The organism is Micromonospora fiedleri (assembly GCF_016774385.1).
Lineage (GTDB): Bacteria > Actinomycetota > Actinomycetes > Mycobacteriales > Micromonosporaceae > Micromonospora > Micromonospora gifhornensis.
On sequence record NZ_JAETXL010000002.1, the window covers coordinates 709,225 to 724,440 of the forward strand.

General features: G+C 69.4%; 13 protein-coding genes and 2 tRNA genes. 6 read left to right on the forward strand and 9 right to left on the reverse strand.

The annotated features are described in order from the left end of the window. Nucleotides 1–3 precede the first annotated feature (3 nt). Nucleotides 4–576, forward strand: a complete 573-nt coding sequence (locus JMF97_RS07210) for a hypothetical protein (protein WP_203220772.1) — start codon at nt 4–6, stop codon at nt 574–576. 2 nt (nt 577–578) lie between these two features. Here JMF97_RS07210 and JMF97_RS07215 read toward each other — a convergent pair whose 3' ends face one another. The 3 genes from JMF97_RS07215 to JMF97_RS07225 are packed head-to-tail and all read right to left on the reverse strand — an operon-like array spanning nt 579 to nt 2,941. After that, on the reverse strand, nt 579–1,355 hold the full coding sequence (locus JMF97_RS07215) for a helix-turn-helix domain-containing protein (RefSeq protein ID WP_203220773.1): 777 nt from the start codon (nt 1,353–1,355) through the stop codon (nt 579–581). Between the two features lie 30 nt (nt 1,356–1,385). Further along, a complete protein-coding gene (locus JMF97_RS07220) occupies nt 1,386–2,147 on the reverse strand; it encodes an ABC transporter permease (protein WP_203220774.1) in 762 nt (253 codons plus the stop codon). Continuing rightward, a complete protein-coding gene (locus tag JMF97_RS07225; RefSeq protein WP_203220775.1) occupies nt 2,144–2,941 on the reverse strand; it encodes an ABC transporter ATP-binding protein in 798 nt (265 codons plus the stop codon). Before JMF97_RS07225 ends, JMF97_RS07220 begins: the two co-directional genes overlap by 4 nt. A 218-nt stretch (nt 2,942–3,159) precedes the next feature. Here JMF97_RS07225 and JMF97_RS07230 point away from each other — a divergent pair, with 218 nt between their 5' ends. Then, the gene (locus JMF97_RS07230) at nt 3,160–3,744 is read left to right on the forward strand and encodes a hypothetical protein (protein ID WP_203220776.1); all 585 of its coding nucleotides are present in this window, start codon (nt 3,160–3,162) and stop codon (nt 3,742–3,744) included. 73 nt (nt 3,745–3,817) lie between these two features. Here JMF97_RS07230 and JMF97_RS07235 read toward each other — a convergent pair whose 3' ends face one another. From JMF97_RS07235 to JMF97_RS07250, 4 genes are all read right to left on the reverse strand, one after another. Further along, on the reverse strand, nt 3,818–4,234 hold the full coding sequence (locus JMF97_RS07235; protein WP_203220777.1) for a type II toxin-antitoxin system VapC family toxin: 417 nt from the start codon (nt 4,232–4,234) through the stop codon (nt 3,818–3,820). After that, on the reverse strand, nt 4,216–4,470 hold the full coding sequence (locus JMF97_RS07240) for a FitA-like ribbon-helix-helix domain-containing protein (protein WP_203220778.1): 255 nt from the start codon (nt 4,468–4,470) through the stop codon (nt 4,216–4,218). Before JMF97_RS07240 ends, JMF97_RS07235 begins: the two co-directional genes overlap by 19 nt. Nucleotides 4,471–4,553: 83 nt before the next feature. Further along, nucleotides 4,554–4,627, reverse strand: a tRNA-Ile gene (locus JMF97_RS07245). Between the two features lie 260 nt (nt 4,628–4,887). After that, nucleotides 4,888–4,960, reverse strand: a tRNA-Asn gene (locus JMF97_RS07250). Nucleotides 4,961–5,235: 275 nt separating this feature from the next. Between JMF97_RS07250 and JMF97_RS07255 the strand changes: the two genes are divergently transcribed. The 4 genes from JMF97_RS07255 to JMF97_RS07270 all read left to right on the forward strand — a co-directional run bounded on the left by JMF97_RS07255 (nt 5,236) and on the right by JMF97_RS07270 (nt 11,762). After that, the gene (locus JMF97_RS07255; RefSeq protein ID WP_203220779.1) at nt 5,236–5,622 is read left to right on the forward strand and encodes a hypothetical protein; all 387 of its coding nucleotides are present in this window, start codon (nt 5,236–5,238) and stop codon (nt 5,620–5,622) included. A 272-nt stretch (nt 5,623–5,894) separates the two neighbouring features. Further along, on the forward strand, nt 5,895–9,239 hold the full coding sequence (locus JMF97_RS07260; RefSeq protein WP_203220780.1) for a ThuA domain-containing protein: 3,345 nt from the start codon (nt 5,895–5,897) through the stop codon (nt 9,237–9,239). A 78-nt stretch (nt 9,240–9,317) separates the two neighbouring features. Continuing rightward, the gene (locus JMF97_RS07265; RefSeq protein ID WP_238358806.1) at nt 9,318–10,403 is read left to right on the forward strand and encodes a sugar phosphate isomerase/epimerase family protein; all 1,086 of its coding nucleotides are present in this window, start codon (nt 9,318–9,320) and stop codon (nt 10,401–10,403) included. 180 nt (nt 10,404–10,583) lie between these two features. After that, on the forward strand, nt 10,584–11,762 hold the full coding sequence (locus tag JMF97_RS07270) for an ROK family transcriptional regulator (RefSeq protein ID WP_203220781.1): 1,179 nt from the start codon (nt 10,584–10,586) through the stop codon (nt 11,760–11,762). Nucleotides 11,763–11,809: 47 nt separating this feature from the next. On the opposite strand, the gene JMF97_RS07275 is transcribed toward JMF97_RS07270, so the two are convergent. Both JMF97_RS07275 and JMF97_RS07280 read right to left on the reverse strand, forming a co-directional pair. Next, the gene (locus JMF97_RS07275) at nt 11,810–12,817 is read right to left on the reverse strand and encodes a sugar phosphate isomerase/epimerase family protein (protein ID WP_203220782.1); all 1,008 of its coding nucleotides are present in this window, start codon (nt 12,815–12,817) and stop codon (nt 11,810–11,812) included. Nucleotides 12,818–13,087: 270 nt separating this feature from the next. Next, nucleotides 13,088–15,205 (reverse strand): ThuA domain-containing protein, encoded by a 2,118-nt coding sequence (locus tag JMF97_RS07280; RefSeq protein ID WP_203220783.1) that lies wholly within the window; start codon nt 15,203–15,205, stop codon nt 13,088–13,090. Nucleotides 15,206–15,216 lie beyond the last annotated feature (11 nt).

The window sequence follows — 15,216 nt, forward strand, 5'->3', positions numbered from 1 at the left end:
CGGATGCCGACCAGCCGAATCCTGTCGTGGCCGCTCGCCTGCTGCCTGCTCGTCACCTCGGCCGCCTGTACGGCCGAGGATGCCGGTCAGGACGTGCCGCCTGCCACGTCCCCGTCCGCCCCCGACACCACCCCGTCGAGCCAGGCCGGCGACAGGGTGGTGCCGTGTTCCGCCGCTGTCGACGCGCTGCGGGAACCACCGGATGGTTACCGCATCGTGGGTGAGGACGTCGCGGTGCCGGACCGGGAGGTGCTCGGAGTCCACGAATCGGAGAAACCGGATCCGGCGGCCCGGCTGTTCGCCAAATGGGGCCTTGTCGTACGTGTCGGCGCCGTGGTCGACCTGCGGGTCGGGCCCGGCTGGGAGGACCGGGCCCGGGTCGGCTGGGGACGTCCGGCGGAACTAGCGGTCAGCGTTCAGGTGCGGGACTGTGCCGCCGACGACGACCAGGCCCAGTGGCTGGCCTTCGTCGGCGGCACGTGGGTCGCGCAGCCGACCTGCCTGCCGCTGACGATCCGGTCGCAGGGGCAGACGTCGCAGGTACGGCTCGGCATCGGCGTTGCGTGCGACGCCTGAGGTCAGCGCCCTGCCAGCGGCTCCATCCGGTTCCATCCGGCCCAGCCACGCTCACGCAGCAGGTCCCGTAGCCGCTGCACCCTCGGGTCGGACTCCACGGCGAGCACGTCGACGAGGTCGTGCGGCGACTCGTCGGACGCCTCGTCGGTGAGGATCTCGCCGGCGCGGTACGCCTGCTCGGCCAGGCTCACCATGATGTCGGCGGCTTCCGCCAGACGTGGGTCGTCGGTGTCACCCGGCTCGTCGTCGAAGACCTCCGACAGCACCCGGTAGAGCCGGACGACCTGCGGATCGTGGAGTTGCGCGAGCTTGCCGGGTATGAACTCGCTTACCCGTTCGGGCCAGCGCGCGGCGACCAGGATCCAGCCGTCCCGTTCGCCCTCCACCACCCGCTCCGACACCCCGATCTCGCGGAGCCGATCGAGGTAGGCGGTGACCTCCGGCGGGAGGGTCAGCCGGTCGCCGCCGACCAGTTGCGCGATCTGTCGGCGGCTGGTCTCCAACCGCTCGATCTGGTCGCGCAGCCGCTCGTCGATGGCCCGGACCGCGTCGGCGAAGGTCGACGGATCGGCGTCGAGCAATTCACCGATGCGGGCCAGCGGCACACCGGCGTTGGCCAGCGTACGGATCTTCACGAGGGACACCACCGCCCTGGCGCTGTAGCGCCGGTAACCGGAAGCGTCCCGGTCCGGCTCGGGCAGCAGCCCGACCTGGTGATAGTGCCGCACCGCGCGCACGGTGACACCGGCGTACGCCGCCAGTTGACCGATCGTCAGCATGCTCTGATCCTGCCCCCTGCCGCGGCCGACTCAGGCGACCCGACGCCGGTAGGTGACGACCGCGAGGACGTAGGCGACGACGAGGATGCCGACGCACCAGACCAGGGCGGCCCAGATGTCGGCACCGACCGGCTGCCCGGCGAACAGGTCCCGGATCGCGTCGACGATCGCGGTCACCGGCTGATGCTCGGCGAAGGCCCGGACCGGGCCGGGCATCGACTCGGTGGGCACGAAGGCCGAGCTGACGAAGGGCAGGAACACCAGTGGGTACGCGAACCCGCTCGCGCCGTCCACCGACTTCGCGGTGAGGCCGGGCAGCACGGCGAGCCAGGTCAACGCCAGGGTGAGCAGGGCCAGGATGCCGGTGACCGCGAGCCACCCCAGCACCCCCGCCCCGGTGCGGAAGCCCACCACCAGGGCGACGCCGATGACGACCGCCAGCGAGATCAGGTTCGCGACCAGCGAGGTCAGGACGTGCGCCCACAGGACGGCGGACCGGGCGATCGGCATGGACTGGAACCGTTCGACGATGCCGCCCTGCATGTCCAGGAAGAGCCGGAAGGCGGTGTAGGAGATGCCGGAGGCGATCGTGATGACCAGGATGCCGGGCAGCAGATAGTCCACGTACGACTCGGACCCGGTCTCGATCGCGCCGCCGAAGACGTAGACGAACAGCAGCAGGAAGGCGATCGGCATGATCGCGGTGGTGATGATGGTGTCCGGGCTGCGGGCGATGTGGCGCAGTGAGCGGCCCAGCAGGACCGTCGTGTCGCCGAGAAGATGCTTGTTCATCGGTCTGCCTTCTCCGTTGCGGTGCCGACGAGGGCGAGGAAGACGTCTTCCAGGCTCGGCTGCTTCTCGACGTACTCGACCTCGGGTGCGGGGAGCAGCCGCTTGAGCTCGTCGGGGGTCCCCTCGACGAGGATCCGACCCTCGTGCAGGATCGCGATCCGGTCGGCGAGTTGCTCCGCCTCGTCGAGATGCTGAGTCGTGAGCAGCACGGTCGTACCGCCTCCGGCGAGTTCCTTGACGGTCTGCCACACCTCGATGCGCGCCTGCGGGTCCAGCCCGGTCGTCGGCTCGTCGAGGAAGATCACCGACGGGTTGCCGATCAGACTCATCGCGATGTCCAGCCGGCGGCGCATGCCACCGGAGTACGTCGCCACCCGCCGGTTGGCCGCCTCGGTCAGCGAGAAGCGCCGCAGCAGGTCCTCCGCGACCGCACCCGGCTCCGCGAGATGCCGGAGCCGGGCGACCAGGACCAGGTTCTCCCGCCCGGTGAGGATCTCGTCGACCGCCGCGAACTGCCCCGTCAGACTGATCGACTCGCGTACCTGGCCGGCCTGCCCGGCGACGTCGAAGCCGTTGACCCGGGCGGTGCCCGCGTCAGCCCGCAGCAGCGTGGCCAGGATCTTCACCAGCGTGGTCTTGCCCGCCCCGTTCGAGCCGAGCAGCGCGACGATGCTGCCCCGCGCCACGTCGAGGTCCACGCCGCGCAGCACCGGCAACTGCTTGAACGACTTCTCCAGATTTCGTACCTGGATCGCCGGCCCTTCGACCTGACCGGCTGGTGGTGGAATGCTCATGACCGGCAGCATGGAGGGTTGACGCTGCGTCAGGGTCAAGCCCCGTCCGCCGCCCCCTGACAAAGGCTTTCGACGCGTACGGTCCCTGTCTAGCGTGGCATGCCATGTCAGCGTGTCCGTCGCTGTCGGGCTTGGTCGGCGTCTGCGGACGGTCTTGGCTGTACGAATGGCTGTACGGCGGGCCGACGCGCGGCCAGGGAGAGCCTTAGGCTGACGCCATGTCGGCGGAACGTGAAGTAATTGACTTGGACGAGCACACTCACCAGCCGGCGGAGTCGGGCAGCGCCACCCCTGACCGCCGCAGGGCCAGACGGTGGATGCGTGTGCGGCTCGTCGCTGCCTTCGTGGCCGGCGTGGTGATTGGCGGTGTTGGTGTCAGCGAGCTGCGGGACTCGCGGGAAGAACGGCAGCGGACCGCTTCCGTCTCCCTGGTGGCCTTTCCTTCATCAGGCAGCGGTGGGGGTTCGGACGTCAAGGGCGTCCTACAGATGGACGGGCAGCTGGCAGTGATCAACGCCGGCCCTGCGCCGATCACGGTTCGTGCGGCTACAGGCCAAGGACCCGGCGTCCTGGTCCGTGACACCGGCCAGTCTCAGCAGGTACGTCCCGGCGGTACCGGCTGGATCGATGTCAAGCTCCGCCTTGAATGCTCGATCGCCTTCGGAAGTGAGCCGCTGTCGATGCGGTTCTCAGTCGAGACCGGCGACCGACAGATCAGAGAGGTCAGCTACCCCGTCGCCTTCGTGGGAAGCGTCTGGCAGCGTAGGGCTGAGCTGCCCTGCGCGCACTTCAGTGCGGGCTGAGGCGTGGGTCCGCCTTGACGCGTTTGGCCGCCGCCCCACGGGTGTCAGGCCGATGGCCCTCGGGCGGCTACCGTCAAGACGCCGCGAGCAGCCGGATCTCGCAGCGCACACCATTGGCCTTGACGAGCCGACCATCACCGGTCACGAGCGGGCAGGCCAGCAACTCCGCCGCCGCGACATACGCCGCGTCGTACGCCGTGACGTTGCCCCGCAACTGCCACATCCGATCAAGCAGTGTCGCGACACCAACCTCGTCGATGACCAACGAAGGCAGGGTGTCGATCGCCTCCTGTGCCCGAGCAAGGGCGAGCTTCCCACCGAGGACCTTGCCTCTGATCACCGACATGACCTCGATCAGAAGATGGCTCGGCGCGGCCCAGTGCGGATCTCCGCTCAGTTCCGCCCGCGCCGCGTCGCCGACCGGCCCGTCGTCGACCAGGGCATCAGCCAGAGCCGACGCATCCACCACGATCACGCGCCGCTTCCCCACAGTCCGCGCTGCTCCCGCTGGTCATCCAACTCGGCGGCGCTCTCTCCCGGCAGGGAGCGAGTACCGTCCGATCGACCGGCGAAGCGATCAAGGGCCGCCGCGTTGCGCAGCCGTCGAGCCTGGGTCTCCACCAACTCCAGCAGGTACGCCTGGAGTGACTGCCCACGCGCCTTGGCCTGGGCCGCCAGGGTGTCTCGCACCTCTTCCGGCACGTCCCGGATCTGAAGAGCAACCATGCATTCATTATGCATGCAGTCCCGCTCGCTGATTCCCATGACGGCTGAGACACGGACCAAGAACCGCAGGTCAGAGAAGTCTGTGGGGCGGGCGGGACTCGAACCCGCGACCGAGGGATTATGAGTCCCCTGCTCTAACCGGCTGAGCTACCGCCCCGGCACCAGGGCCGGAGTCATCCCGCCCCTGTCGATCACCGGCCGCTCATACCGGCGTCGCCCTCCGCCTCAGCAGCACGATGGGCAACGCGAGAATACAGCGGGCGGCGGGTAAATCTGATCCCGCCCCGCCCACCGGGCGCACCAGCACGGTCGATGCAGCTGAAGCCCTGGTAGTGGTGAGGTACGGACATCTCGGGCGGCCCGGAAACGGCGAATGCCCACCGGGTTGCCGGTGGGCATGTCGTGCTGGAGAGCAAGCTCCCCCGTTTGGACTCGAACCAAAAACCTGCCGGTTAACAGCCGGCTGCTCTGCCAATTGAGCTACGGGGGACTGCACCGCCGCCCGGTGCGGATCTCTCCGCGCCGTGCGCCGGGCACAAGAGTACAGGACTCCGGGGGGTCTTGGTCCAGGGGGTTACCCTCCTGATCATCGGACCGACCGATCGGATTGTCTGGGGCAAATCGCCATCGGGGCACAAGGAGGTATGAGCAGAGAGCAGGATGGGTAGTTAGCTGCCGACGACAGGACGCAGGCGCGAACTGGTCGGCCCCGCCCCCGGCGATCGAGGGTGGGTCGACGGCGCGTCAGGTACGAGAGGAGCCGCCATGCGCGGAAAGATCATGTTCCTTGGCGGGCTGGCTGCAGGGTTCGTCCTGGGCGCCCGTGCCGGCCGTGAGAAGTACGAGGAGTTGATGGTCCAGGGCCGCAAGGTACTCGACCACCCGACCGTCCAGGAGGCGGCCGGGGTTGCCCAGGCCCAGGCCAGCCGGCTCTACCACGAGGGCAAGGACAAGCTCGGCCACTCCAAGCTGGGCGAGAAGCTGAACCAGAACGGCAAGCACGGTCCCACCGCCGCCGACGACGCCTTCGCCGGCACGCCGGCCACGGCCGGTGCCAAGCCGGGCCCCAGCTCGTCGGGATCGACCGCCGGGTCGACGACGTCGGCCACGGCCCGCAGCAAGCCGTCCGGCACGAACGGCACGAACCTGTAGCAACCCTTCAGCCGGGCCCGATCGCCACTGTGGCGGTCGGGCCCGGCTGCTGTGTGCGCACGTCAGGGCAAAGTGTCCAGCCTCGCGGTAACTTTCGCCCGTATTGAACGAAAGTCCCGGCGATATCGCTGAAACTTCTGCCCCCAACCTCTTCTCTTTATTGTCGGCCGCAAATATCGTCCTCGTTAGACCTGGCCAGGCTCGTTTGGTAACCCCCAACCACCCCGGCACGCGCGTGCCGGGGTGGGACTGACCGATCAGAGCGAGGTTCGATGCACAGACCGTTGGGCCGCAGAGCCCTCACCTATCTGAGTCTGCTCACCCTCGTCGGCGCGACGCTCGTCGCGACCGGCGCCCCGCAGAGCACGCCGGCGCAAGCCGCGCCGGTAGCCGGCGAGGCGACATCGACAAACAACGGCATCCAGTACAAGGTGCTGGTCTTCACCCGGTCGGCCGACGGCACCCACCCCGCCACCTCGGCCGGCGTCGACGCCATCCGGCAGCTCGGCAAGGAACGACGGTTCACGGTGGACGTCACCGACGACGCCCGCAAGTTCCGCGAGCCGCACCTCAAGCAGTTCCGCGCCGTGGTGTTCCTGAACACCTCCGGCGATGTGCTCGACGACGACCAACGAGCCGCGTTCGAGAAGTACTACCGCGCCGGCGGCGGCTTCGTCGGCGTGCACTCGGCGATCGAGGCGGAGCCGGGCTGGGACTTCCTCGACGAGGTCCTCGGCACCCGCGCCGTCGGCGCGGCGACGCCGGCCAGCGCCGCCACGGTGACCGTGGCCGACCGGGTGCACCCCGCCTCGGCCTCGCTGCCCGAGCGGTGGACCACGACGGACCGCTGGTACAACTTCGCGGCCAACGTCCGAGGCTTCTCGCACGTCCTGGCGACGGTGGACGAGAAGACGTACACCGGTGGCAGCATGGGTTTCGACCACCCCATCACCTGGTGCAAGGATTACCAGGGCGGACGCTCGTTCTACACCGGACTCGGGGCAACCCCGGAGAGCTTCAGCGGCACCGACCTGCGCGCTCACCTGGGCGGCGCGATCCAGTGGGCGGCCGGCGTCACCGACGGCGACTGCGGCGCGACCGTGCTGGCCAACTACCAGATGACGGTGATCGGCGCCCAGCCCAACGTCAACGAGCCGATCGGCTTCGACGTGCTGCCCGACGGGCGGGTCATCCAGACCGACCGCCGTGGCGGCGTACGGCTGCACGAGCCGGACGGCAACCGCACCACCCTGCTGGCACAGATCCCGGTCTACACCCACAGCGAGGACGGGATGTACGGCCCGGCGATCGACAAGGACTTCGCCACCAACAGGTGGGTCTACCTGTTCTACGCCCCACCGGGCGACACTCCCACCGGCGCTGCGCCCACCACCAGCACCAACCCGAACGCCTGGGACAACTGGAAGGGCTACTTCCAGCTGTCGCGGTTCAAGTTCGTCGACGGCGAGAACCCCTCGCTCGACCTGAGCACCGAGCAGAAGATCATGCAGGTACCGGTGGACCGGGGCGCCTGCTGTCACGTCGGCGGCGACATCGCCTTCGACTCGGAGAACAACCTGTGGCTGGTCACCGGGGACGACACCCCGGCCGGCGGCGGCGGTTCGGGCGGCTTCTCCCCGCACAACGACTCGGTGAGCGCGAGCGGGGTCTACCAGGCGCCGTTCGTGGACGCCCGGCGCAGCTCCGCCAACACCAACGACCTGCGGGGCAAGATCCTGCGGATCAAGGTCCAGGCGGACGGCAGCTACAGCATCCCCGAGGGGAACCTGTTCCCCGAGGCGCAGGATCCGGGTGACAAAACCCGACCGGAGATCTACGCGATGGGGCTGCGCAACCCGTTCCGGATCACCCTGGACAAGAACGACGTCGCGTACATCACCGACTACTCCCCCGACTCCTCGACCGCCACGGTCGGGCGAGGGCCGGCGGGCACCGGCCGGATGATGGTGGTCGACAAGCCCGCGAACTACGGCTGGCCGCTGTGCGTACAGCCGGACCTGCCGTACTTCGAGATGAACTGGACCACCAGCCCGATCTCGCCGATCGCGCCGTTCGACTGTGCGGCACCGAAGAACACCTCCCGGCACAACACCGGCCTGGTCGACCTGCCGCCGGTGGAGGAGTCGGAGCTCTGGTACTCCTTCCAGGCCCCGACGCCCTGCCCGGAGTCCTACCTGTCCACCCCGACCCAGACCTGCCCGGTGCTCTTCCCGGAGCTCGGCACCGGCGGTGTGGGTCCGCACGGCGCGGCGAAGTACGACTACGACCCGGAGCTGAGGTCGGAGACGAAATTCCCCGCGTACTACGACGGCGCGATCTTCTTCGGCGAGTTCACCCGGGACTACCTGCGGGAGGTCCGGCTCGACTCGCAGGGCGGCATCCTGAAGATCAACGATCTGTTGAGCTGCGGCGGAGGCCCGGTCACGCCGGCCAAGCCGTTCCTCTGCGACAACCCGATGGACATGATGTGGGGCCCCGACGGCAACTTCTACCTGCTGACGTACGGGGACGGGTTCTTCAACATCAACCCGGACGCGGCGATGGTGAAGTTCAGCTACGTCAAGGGCCTGCGGGCGCCGACGGCCGTGCTGAACGCGACCCCGACCAACGGGCAGGCCCCGTTGACCGTGGCGTTCTCCAGTGACGGGTCACGCGACCCGGATCCGGCGGACTCCATCTCGTACGCCTGGGACTTCGACGGCAACGGTACGACCGACTCCGTCGACCCGAACCCCTCGTTCACGTACACCAGCAACGGCGTCTACACGGCGCGGCTGACGGTGACCGACTCCAGCGGCAAGACCGCGACGGCGAACACCACCATCACGGTCGGCAACACCGCCCCGACGGTACGGGTGGACGTACCGATCGAGGGTGGCTTCTTCAGCTGGGGTGACGACATCCCCTGGTCGGTGACGGTCACCGACCCGGAGGACGGCCCGGTCGACTGCACGAAGGTGGAGGTCACCTTCGTCCTCGGCCACGACGACCACGGGCACGGGGAGGCCAACCAGCTCGGCTGTTCCGGAGTGCTGCCCACGCTCGCCGACGACGCCTCACACGGCGGCTACATCTACGGCGTGATCAGCGCGACCTACACCGACAAAGGCGCCAACGGTCAGCCGCCGCTGACCACCATCGGTCAGCAGGTCATCCAGGACAAGTTGCAGCAGGTGGAGTTCGCCCGCAACCAGTCCGGCACCACGGTCGGCAACACCGCGGACACCGGCGGCGGGCAGCAACGCGGCAGCCTCGACAACGGTGACTGGATCGCCGTCAACGGCACGGTCAACCTGCGGAACATCGACTCGGTGACGCTGCGTACCTCCGGTGGCAGCGCGGCCACGGCCGGGCAGCCACGCTTCAACGTCGAGTTCCGCCGGGACTCGCCGACCGGTCCGCTGCTGACCACCGCCACGGTCAACGCGACCACCGGCAACAACGCCTTCACCAGCACCAGCGTGCCGATCACCGACCCCGGTGAGACGTTCCGGCTGTACCTGGTGTTCACCACCGTCGCCGGCGGCCCGGCCGGCGGCTTCGGCAACCTCAACTGGGTGCAGTTCAACGGTCCGGGCATCGGCCTGACCCCGTAGGCACCCTCCGGCTGGGGTCGTCCACCCGACGACCCCAGCCACCCCACCGGTAAACACCACCGAGAAAGGCAGTAGGACATGAGCGACAGTCAGCACGGAATGAGCCGGCGTCGGATACTCGGCGCCTTCGCCGGGGTCGCCGGCGCGGCGGCCGTCGGCGCCACCGGCTTCGGCTCCGCCGCCGTTGCCAACAGCAAGGGCAACGGCAACGGGGTGCTCGTCCCGCCCGGCAAGCGGGGCATCATCCTGTACAGCGTCCGGGACCGGATCAGCGCCGCCCCGGACACCAGCGGAGTGCCGTACGGCTTCGAGCGGGTGCTCGGCCGGCTCGCCGAGATCGGCTACAAGGAGGTGGAGTTCGCCGGCTACACCCAGCACACGAGCATCCTGGGCCGGCAGATCACCCCGACGGAGATCCGGAAGATCCTGGACGACAACGGGCTGCGCGCCAACGGCTCGCACGCCTCGATCCCCAGCACCGTCACGCCGGACACCATCGCCGCGTTCGAGCGGACCCTCGACACCGCCGAGATCCTCGGCATGCAGCACATCGGCACCGGCAGCGACCCGACGAACAGCAACTACAAGGCCGACTGGGACGCCGCCGCCGACCGGTGGAACCTGTTCGGTGAGATGGCCCGCGCCCGTGGGCTGAAGCTGTACACGCACAACCACGACGCGGCGTACAACTTCCTGCTCGACAGCGGGCCGCTGGACGGGCTGGGTCGACCCACCCGCTCCTCGGGCATCCGGAAGCTGGAGTACTTCTTCGACAAGACCGAGGCCGACAAGGTCTTCTTCGAGATGGACATCTACTGGGCGCACGTGGCCCAGCACCGCTTCCGCACCTACACCGACGCGGACGGCAACCTGCAGACCGACGTCTTCGACCCGTTGGCCACGGTGGCGACCCGGACCATGCGGTTCCCGCTGTTCCACGCGAAGGACGGCGCGTTCAACCCGAACGTCTCGGCCGGGTACGAGATGGTGCCGCTCGGCCAGGGCGACATCGACTACGGCAACTTCTTCGCCAACATGGGCGCCAAGGGTTACCACAACCCGATGTGGGAGCAGGACAATGCGCCGGGCGGGGCCGCCGACCCGGGCCGTTCGCTGCGCTACGCCGAGGTGAGCTACCAGCACATGTCGGGTCTGCGGGGCTGACGGACTCGACATGCGGGAGACCGTGGACGCGGTCCCGGTTCCGGCGGGCCCGCCCGCCGTGCCGGCACCGCCCGCGGTGACATCTTCAATCCCGGGGCCGCATCCGGTGACGGATGCGGCCCCGGCTCGCTACAGGCTGGAAACACCTACATGGAAGACTTCGGACGGGAGGTGTTGGTGATGACACTCGTCCGGCCAGAGAATCCGCAGCAGGCGAGGCTGGTCCGGCTGTTGCGCGACGACGGCCCCCGCTCCCGGGTGGAGCTGGGCGACATCCTGGGGTTGTCCCGCTCGACGCTCACCACCGAATTGGATCGGCTCGTCGCCCGCGGGCTGGTCGAGACCGCCGGGCAGGCCGCCTCCCGGGGCGGACGCCGGTCGTCGTTGCTGCGCCTCGCCGGTCGGGTGCGTTTCGCCAGCGTCGTCGTGGCGGCCGACCGGATCAGCGTGGCGCTGACCGACGGTGAGCTCAACGTGCTGGCCGAGACCGGTGAACCGGCGGACGTTCGGGGCGGGCCGGAGCCGGTGATCGCCCGCGCCGTCGAACTGGTCGAGAAGCTTCGCGCCGAACTCGGCGTCGCCGAACTCACCGGGGTCGGCATCGCGCTGCCCGGGCCGGTCGACGGCGGCGCCTCGGTCGCGCCGGCCGTGCTGCCCGGCTGGCAGCGGTTCCCGGTCCGGGACGCGTTCGCCACCGAGTTGGGCTGTCCGGCGCTTGTCGACAACGACGCGAACGTGCTCGCCCTCGGTGAGCAGCACGCCGGCATCGGCCGGACCTTCGACGACTTCCTCTACCTCAAGCTCGGCACCGCGATCGGCTGCGGGCTGGTGCTCAGCGGTTCGCTCTACCGGGGGGCGACGAGCAGCGCCGGTGACATCGCCCACCTGCCGCTCGGTGAGGACGGGCCGGTCTGCGCCTGCGGCGAATTCGGCTGCCTGGAGGCGTACTGCGGGGACGCGGGGCTGAGCCGGGCGGCGTCGGCGGCTGCCCGCGGTGGCCGGTCGGAGTTGCTGGCGGCCCGGCTGGCCGAGACCGGCACGCTCACCGTGCCGGACATCGCCTCGGCGGCGACCGCCGGTGATCCAGCCGCCCAGGCGTTGGTCCGCGACGCGGCCCGCCGGGTGGGGCGGGTACTCGTCGGACTGGTCAGCTTCTTCAACCCGGGCATCGTGGTGATCGGCGGGGCACCGGACGGGCTCGGGCACATCCTGCTCTCCGAGATCCGTGGCGTGGTCTACCGCCGGTCCGCGCCGCTGGCCACCGGGACGATGCCGGTGGTTCTCTCCGACCTGGCCGACCGGGCCGCCCTGGTGGGTGCGGCCCGGTTGGCCAGCGATCACGTCTTCACGTCCGGCTGACCGCGCCCGCGCGGCCCGGTGGTCGCCGGGCCGCGCGGAAGGCGCGGTCAGTCCTTGCTGCTGAACGCCGCGTCGAAGGCGGCGGAGGGGGCGTCGAAGGCGAGCCGGCGCACGAACTGCAGCGCCTCGGGGGCACCGACCAGGCGGTCCATGCCGGCGTCCTCCCACTCGATCGAGATCGGCCCGTCGTAGCCGATCGCGTTGAGCGCCCGGAAGCAGTCCTCCCACGGCACGTCGCCGTGGCCGGTGGAGACGAAGTCCCAGCCGCGCCGCAGGTCGGCCCAGGGCAGGTGCGAGGCCAGTCGGCCGCGCCGGCCGTCACCGGTACGCACCTTCGCGTCCTTGCAGTCGACGTGGTAGATCCGGTCGGCGAAGTCGAAGATGAAGTTGACCGGGTCCAGCTCCTGCCAGACGAAGTGCGACGGGTCCCAGTTCAGGCCAAAGGCGGGCCGGTGGTCGATCGCCTCCAAGGTCCGCTTGGTGGTGTAGTAGTCGTAGGCGATCTCGCTCGGGTGCACCTCGTGGGCGAACCGCACCCCGACCTCGTCGAAGACGTCGAGGATCGGGTTCCACCGGTCGGCGAAGTCCTGGTAGCCGCGGTCGAGCATCGACGGCGGCACCGGCGGGAACATCGCCAGGGTGTGCCAGATCGACGAGCCGGTGAAGCCGACGACGGTGTTGACGCCGAGCTTGGCCGCCGCGCGGGCGGTGTCCTTGATTTCCTCGGCGGCCCGCTGGCGTACGCCTTCGGGCTCGCCGTCGCCCCAGATCCGGGCGGGCAGGATGCCCTGGTGCCGCTCGTCGATCGGGTGGTCGCAGACCGCCTGGCCGACCAGGTGGTTGGAGATCGTGAAGACCTGGAGGTTGTGCTTGGCCAGCGTCTCGCGCTTGCGCTCGATGTACGAGTCGTCCGCGAGGGCCTTGTCGACCTCGAAGTGGTCGCCCCAGCAGGCCAGCTCCAGGCCGTCGTAGCCCCACTCGGCGGCGAGCCGGCACACCTCGTCGAACGGAAGGTCGGCCCACTGGCCGGTGAACAGCGTGATCGGTCGCGCCATCTGTCCTTTTCCCCTGTCGTGGTGTTGGGGATTCCGTGACTGCGGACCGGGGCGAGGGATGCCGGAGGCGGCGGCCTCGACGGTGTGCCGGTGGGCGTGGTCACGCCTGGGGCCGACGGGTTGCGCCTCCCGTCGGCTCACCGGCCACCTCGCGGTCGCCGCCTTCACTCTAGGCCCGTCACCCGCGACGCAAAAGGCCCTCCCGTTCGCAGGTGTTAATAGGGGCCCCTTGTACCACGCCAGGCGTTAACAAGGGGCCCTTCCTTTCAGCTAGGGGAGGATCCAGCGTTGGTTGGCGTTGGTGTGGCAGGTCCACAGGTGCACCGCCTGGCCGTCGGCCGAGCTGTTGTTCGACACGTCCAGGCACTTGCCCGTCTGCGGGTTGCGCAGGGTGCCGTTCGACTGCGCCGACCAGTTCTGCGCGCCGCCGCCGTTGCACGTCCACAGCTGGATCTTCGTGCCGTCCGCGGAGGCGCCACCGTTGACGTCCAGGCACTTGCCCAACGCGCGGATCGTCGAGTTCGGCGTCACCGTCCAGGTCTGCGCCGCACTGCCGTTGCAGGTGAGGATCTGGATCTGCGTGCCGTCCGCCGACGAACCGTTGCGCACGTCGAGGCACTTGCCGCCCAGCCCGGTGATCGGGCCGGTGCCGGTGCTGCCGCCACCGCCCCGGACCAGGGTGAAGTCGTCGACGTCGAAGAGGCTGCCACCCGAGCCGGTGAAGGTCAGGTAGACGTTGCGGGTGCCGGACGGGACGTTGGACAGCGGGGCGCTGACGTCGACGAAGGTGTTCCAGTTGCCGGTGTTCGGCGCCGACACCGACCCGAGCACGGTGCCGGTGGTCGAGCCGGTACGCACCTGGATGGTCCCGCCGGGGCCGGCGGAGGCGATCCGGGCCCGCAGCGAGGTGACGCCGGTCAGGTCCAGGTTGTGGTACGCCGCCCAGTCACCCGGATCGATGTAACCCAGCACCTGGCCGCCGTTGGCGCCGGTCTTGCCGACCACGGTCACCCCGTTGGCCGAGTTGTACGCCTCGGCCTGCACAGTCGTGTTGCTGCCCGGCGGCGGGTTCGTGCCGCCCAGTTCCTTGATCCGGATGTTGCGGAACGAGACGTCGTCGCCCGTACCGTGATTCTGGATGCCGATGTGGCCGGCGAGCGAGCGGACCGGGTCGGTGTTGGTGAAGTCGTTGATCTTCACCCCGTTGAGGAACACCTGCAGGCGCTCCCCCTCGACCAGCAGTTCGTAGGTGTTCCACTCCCCCGCCGGGTTCAGCGCGGCGTCGCGGGCGGCGAGGTCGGCGGACTTGAAGCCGTACACCGCGCCGGTGGTGCGGTCGGCGGTGTCGGTGGGGTCGATCTGCACCTCGTAGCCGTTGTTGATGGCCGAGTTCGGGTCGCTCGACGGCGGGAAGCCGATGAACACCCCCGAGTTGTCGTCTCCGGCGACCCGCCAGTCCAGCTTGAGCGAGTAGTTGGTGAACTGCTTCGCGCTGTACCAGTACAGGCCCATCCCGCCGGTCGAGCTGAGCGTGGCGTCGGAGTTGGTGAAGCTGCCCGGACCGGCCTGCGACCAGCCGGTGGTCGAGCCGTTGTAGAGCGTGGTGTAGCCGGTCTCCGCCCGGCAGTCGGCCTTGGTGCGGCCGGCCGCGTACCGGATGCCGCCGAGCAGGTGCGCCCGGAAGGCCGGCTCGGAGTACGACGCCTGGGTGTGCCCGGCCCCGGTGTAGAAGGATCGGCCTCCGGCGTACGTCTTGCACCAGGCGATCGGGTGGTCGGCCCCCATCACCCCACCGGAGTACGACGACTCGTCGAGGTTGGCCAGGATGCGGGCGCCCGGGCGGGGATTGGCCTGGAAGTCGTACCACTCGTCGGTGCGGGTCCAGTTCTGCGGCAGGTGGGCGGTGGCCGCGTGGGCGCGGTTCTCCACCCGGACGGTGGCCTGCTGGATGGCCGGGTGGGAGCGGAAGTACGCCCCGACCAGGTTGCCGTAGAACGACCAGCCGTACTCGGTGTCCGCGGCGGCGTGCACACCCACGTAGCCGCCACCGGAGCCGATGTACGACTCGAAGGCGGTCTGCTGGCTGGCGTTGAGCACGTCGCCTGTGGTGTTGAGGAAGACCACCGCCTCGTACTGGGCGAGGTTGCCGGTGGTGAAGACACCGGCGTCCTCGGTGGCGGTGACCGTGAAGCTGTTGGCCGCGCCCAGGTCACGGATGGTCTGGGTGCCCACCGCGATGGAGTCGTGCCGGAAGCCCGCCGTCTTGGAGAAGACCAGCACGTCGTACGGGGTGTCGGCGGCGCTGGCCGGGGTGGCCGGGGTGGTGCAGGCGATCACGGCGAGGGCCGCGGTGGCCACGCCGAGAACGGGGCGGAGCAGTCTGCGCATGTCGCTCTCCC

What these genes read in the sequence shown, in the direction of transcription:
- JMF97_RS07210 (WP_203220772.1), top strand. Translation starts at nt 4, where the DNA reads ATGCCGACCAGCCGAATCCTGTCGTGGCCGCTCGCCTGCTGCCTGCTC.
- JMF97_RS07215 (WP_203220773.1), bottom strand. Translation starts at nt 1,355, where the DNA reads ATGCTGACGATCGGTCAACTGGCGGCGTACGCCGGTGTCACCGTGCGC.
- JMF97_RS07220 (WP_203220774.1), bottom strand. Translation starts at nt 2,147, where the DNA reads ATGAACAAGCATCTTCTCGGCGACACGACGGTCCTGCTGGGCCGCTCA.
- JMF97_RS07225 (WP_203220775.1), bottom strand. Translation starts at nt 2,941, where the DNA reads ATGAGCATTCCACCACCAGCCGGTCAGGTCGAAGGGCCGGCGATCCAG.
- JMF97_RS07230 (WP_203220776.1), top strand. Translation starts at nt 3,160, where the DNA reads ATGTCGGCGGAACGTGAAGTAATTGACTTGGACGAGCACACTCACCAG.
- JMF97_RS07240 (WP_203220778.1), bottom strand. Translation starts at nt 4,470, where the DNA reads ATGGTTGCTCTTCAGATCCGGGACGTGCCGGAAGAGGTGCGAGACACC.
- JMF97_RS07255 (WP_203220779.1), top strand. Translation starts at nt 5,236, where the DNA reads ATGCGCGGAAAGATCATGTTCCTTGGCGGGCTGGCTGCAGGGTTCGTC.
- JMF97_RS07260 (WP_203220780.1), top strand. Translation starts at nt 5,895, where the DNA reads ATGCACAGACCGTTGGGCCGCAGAGCCCTCACCTATCTGAGTCTGCTC.
- JMF97_RS07265 (WP_238358806.1), top strand. Translation starts at nt 9,318, where the DNA reads ATGAGCGACAGTCAGCACGGAATGAGCCGGCGTCGGATACTCGGCGCC.
- JMF97_RS07270 (WP_203220781.1), top strand. Translation starts at nt 10,584, where the DNA reads ATGACACTCGTCCGGCCAGAGAATCCGCAGCAGGCGAGGCTGGTCCGG.
- JMF97_RS07275 (WP_203220782.1), bottom strand. Translation starts at nt 12,817, where the DNA reads ATGGCGCGACCGATCACGCTGTTCACCGGCCAGTGGGCCGACCTTCCG.
- JMF97_RS07280 (WP_203220783.1), bottom strand. Translation starts at nt 15,205, where the DNA reads ATGCGCAGACTGCTCCGCCCCGTTCTCGGCGTGGCCACCGCGGCCCTC.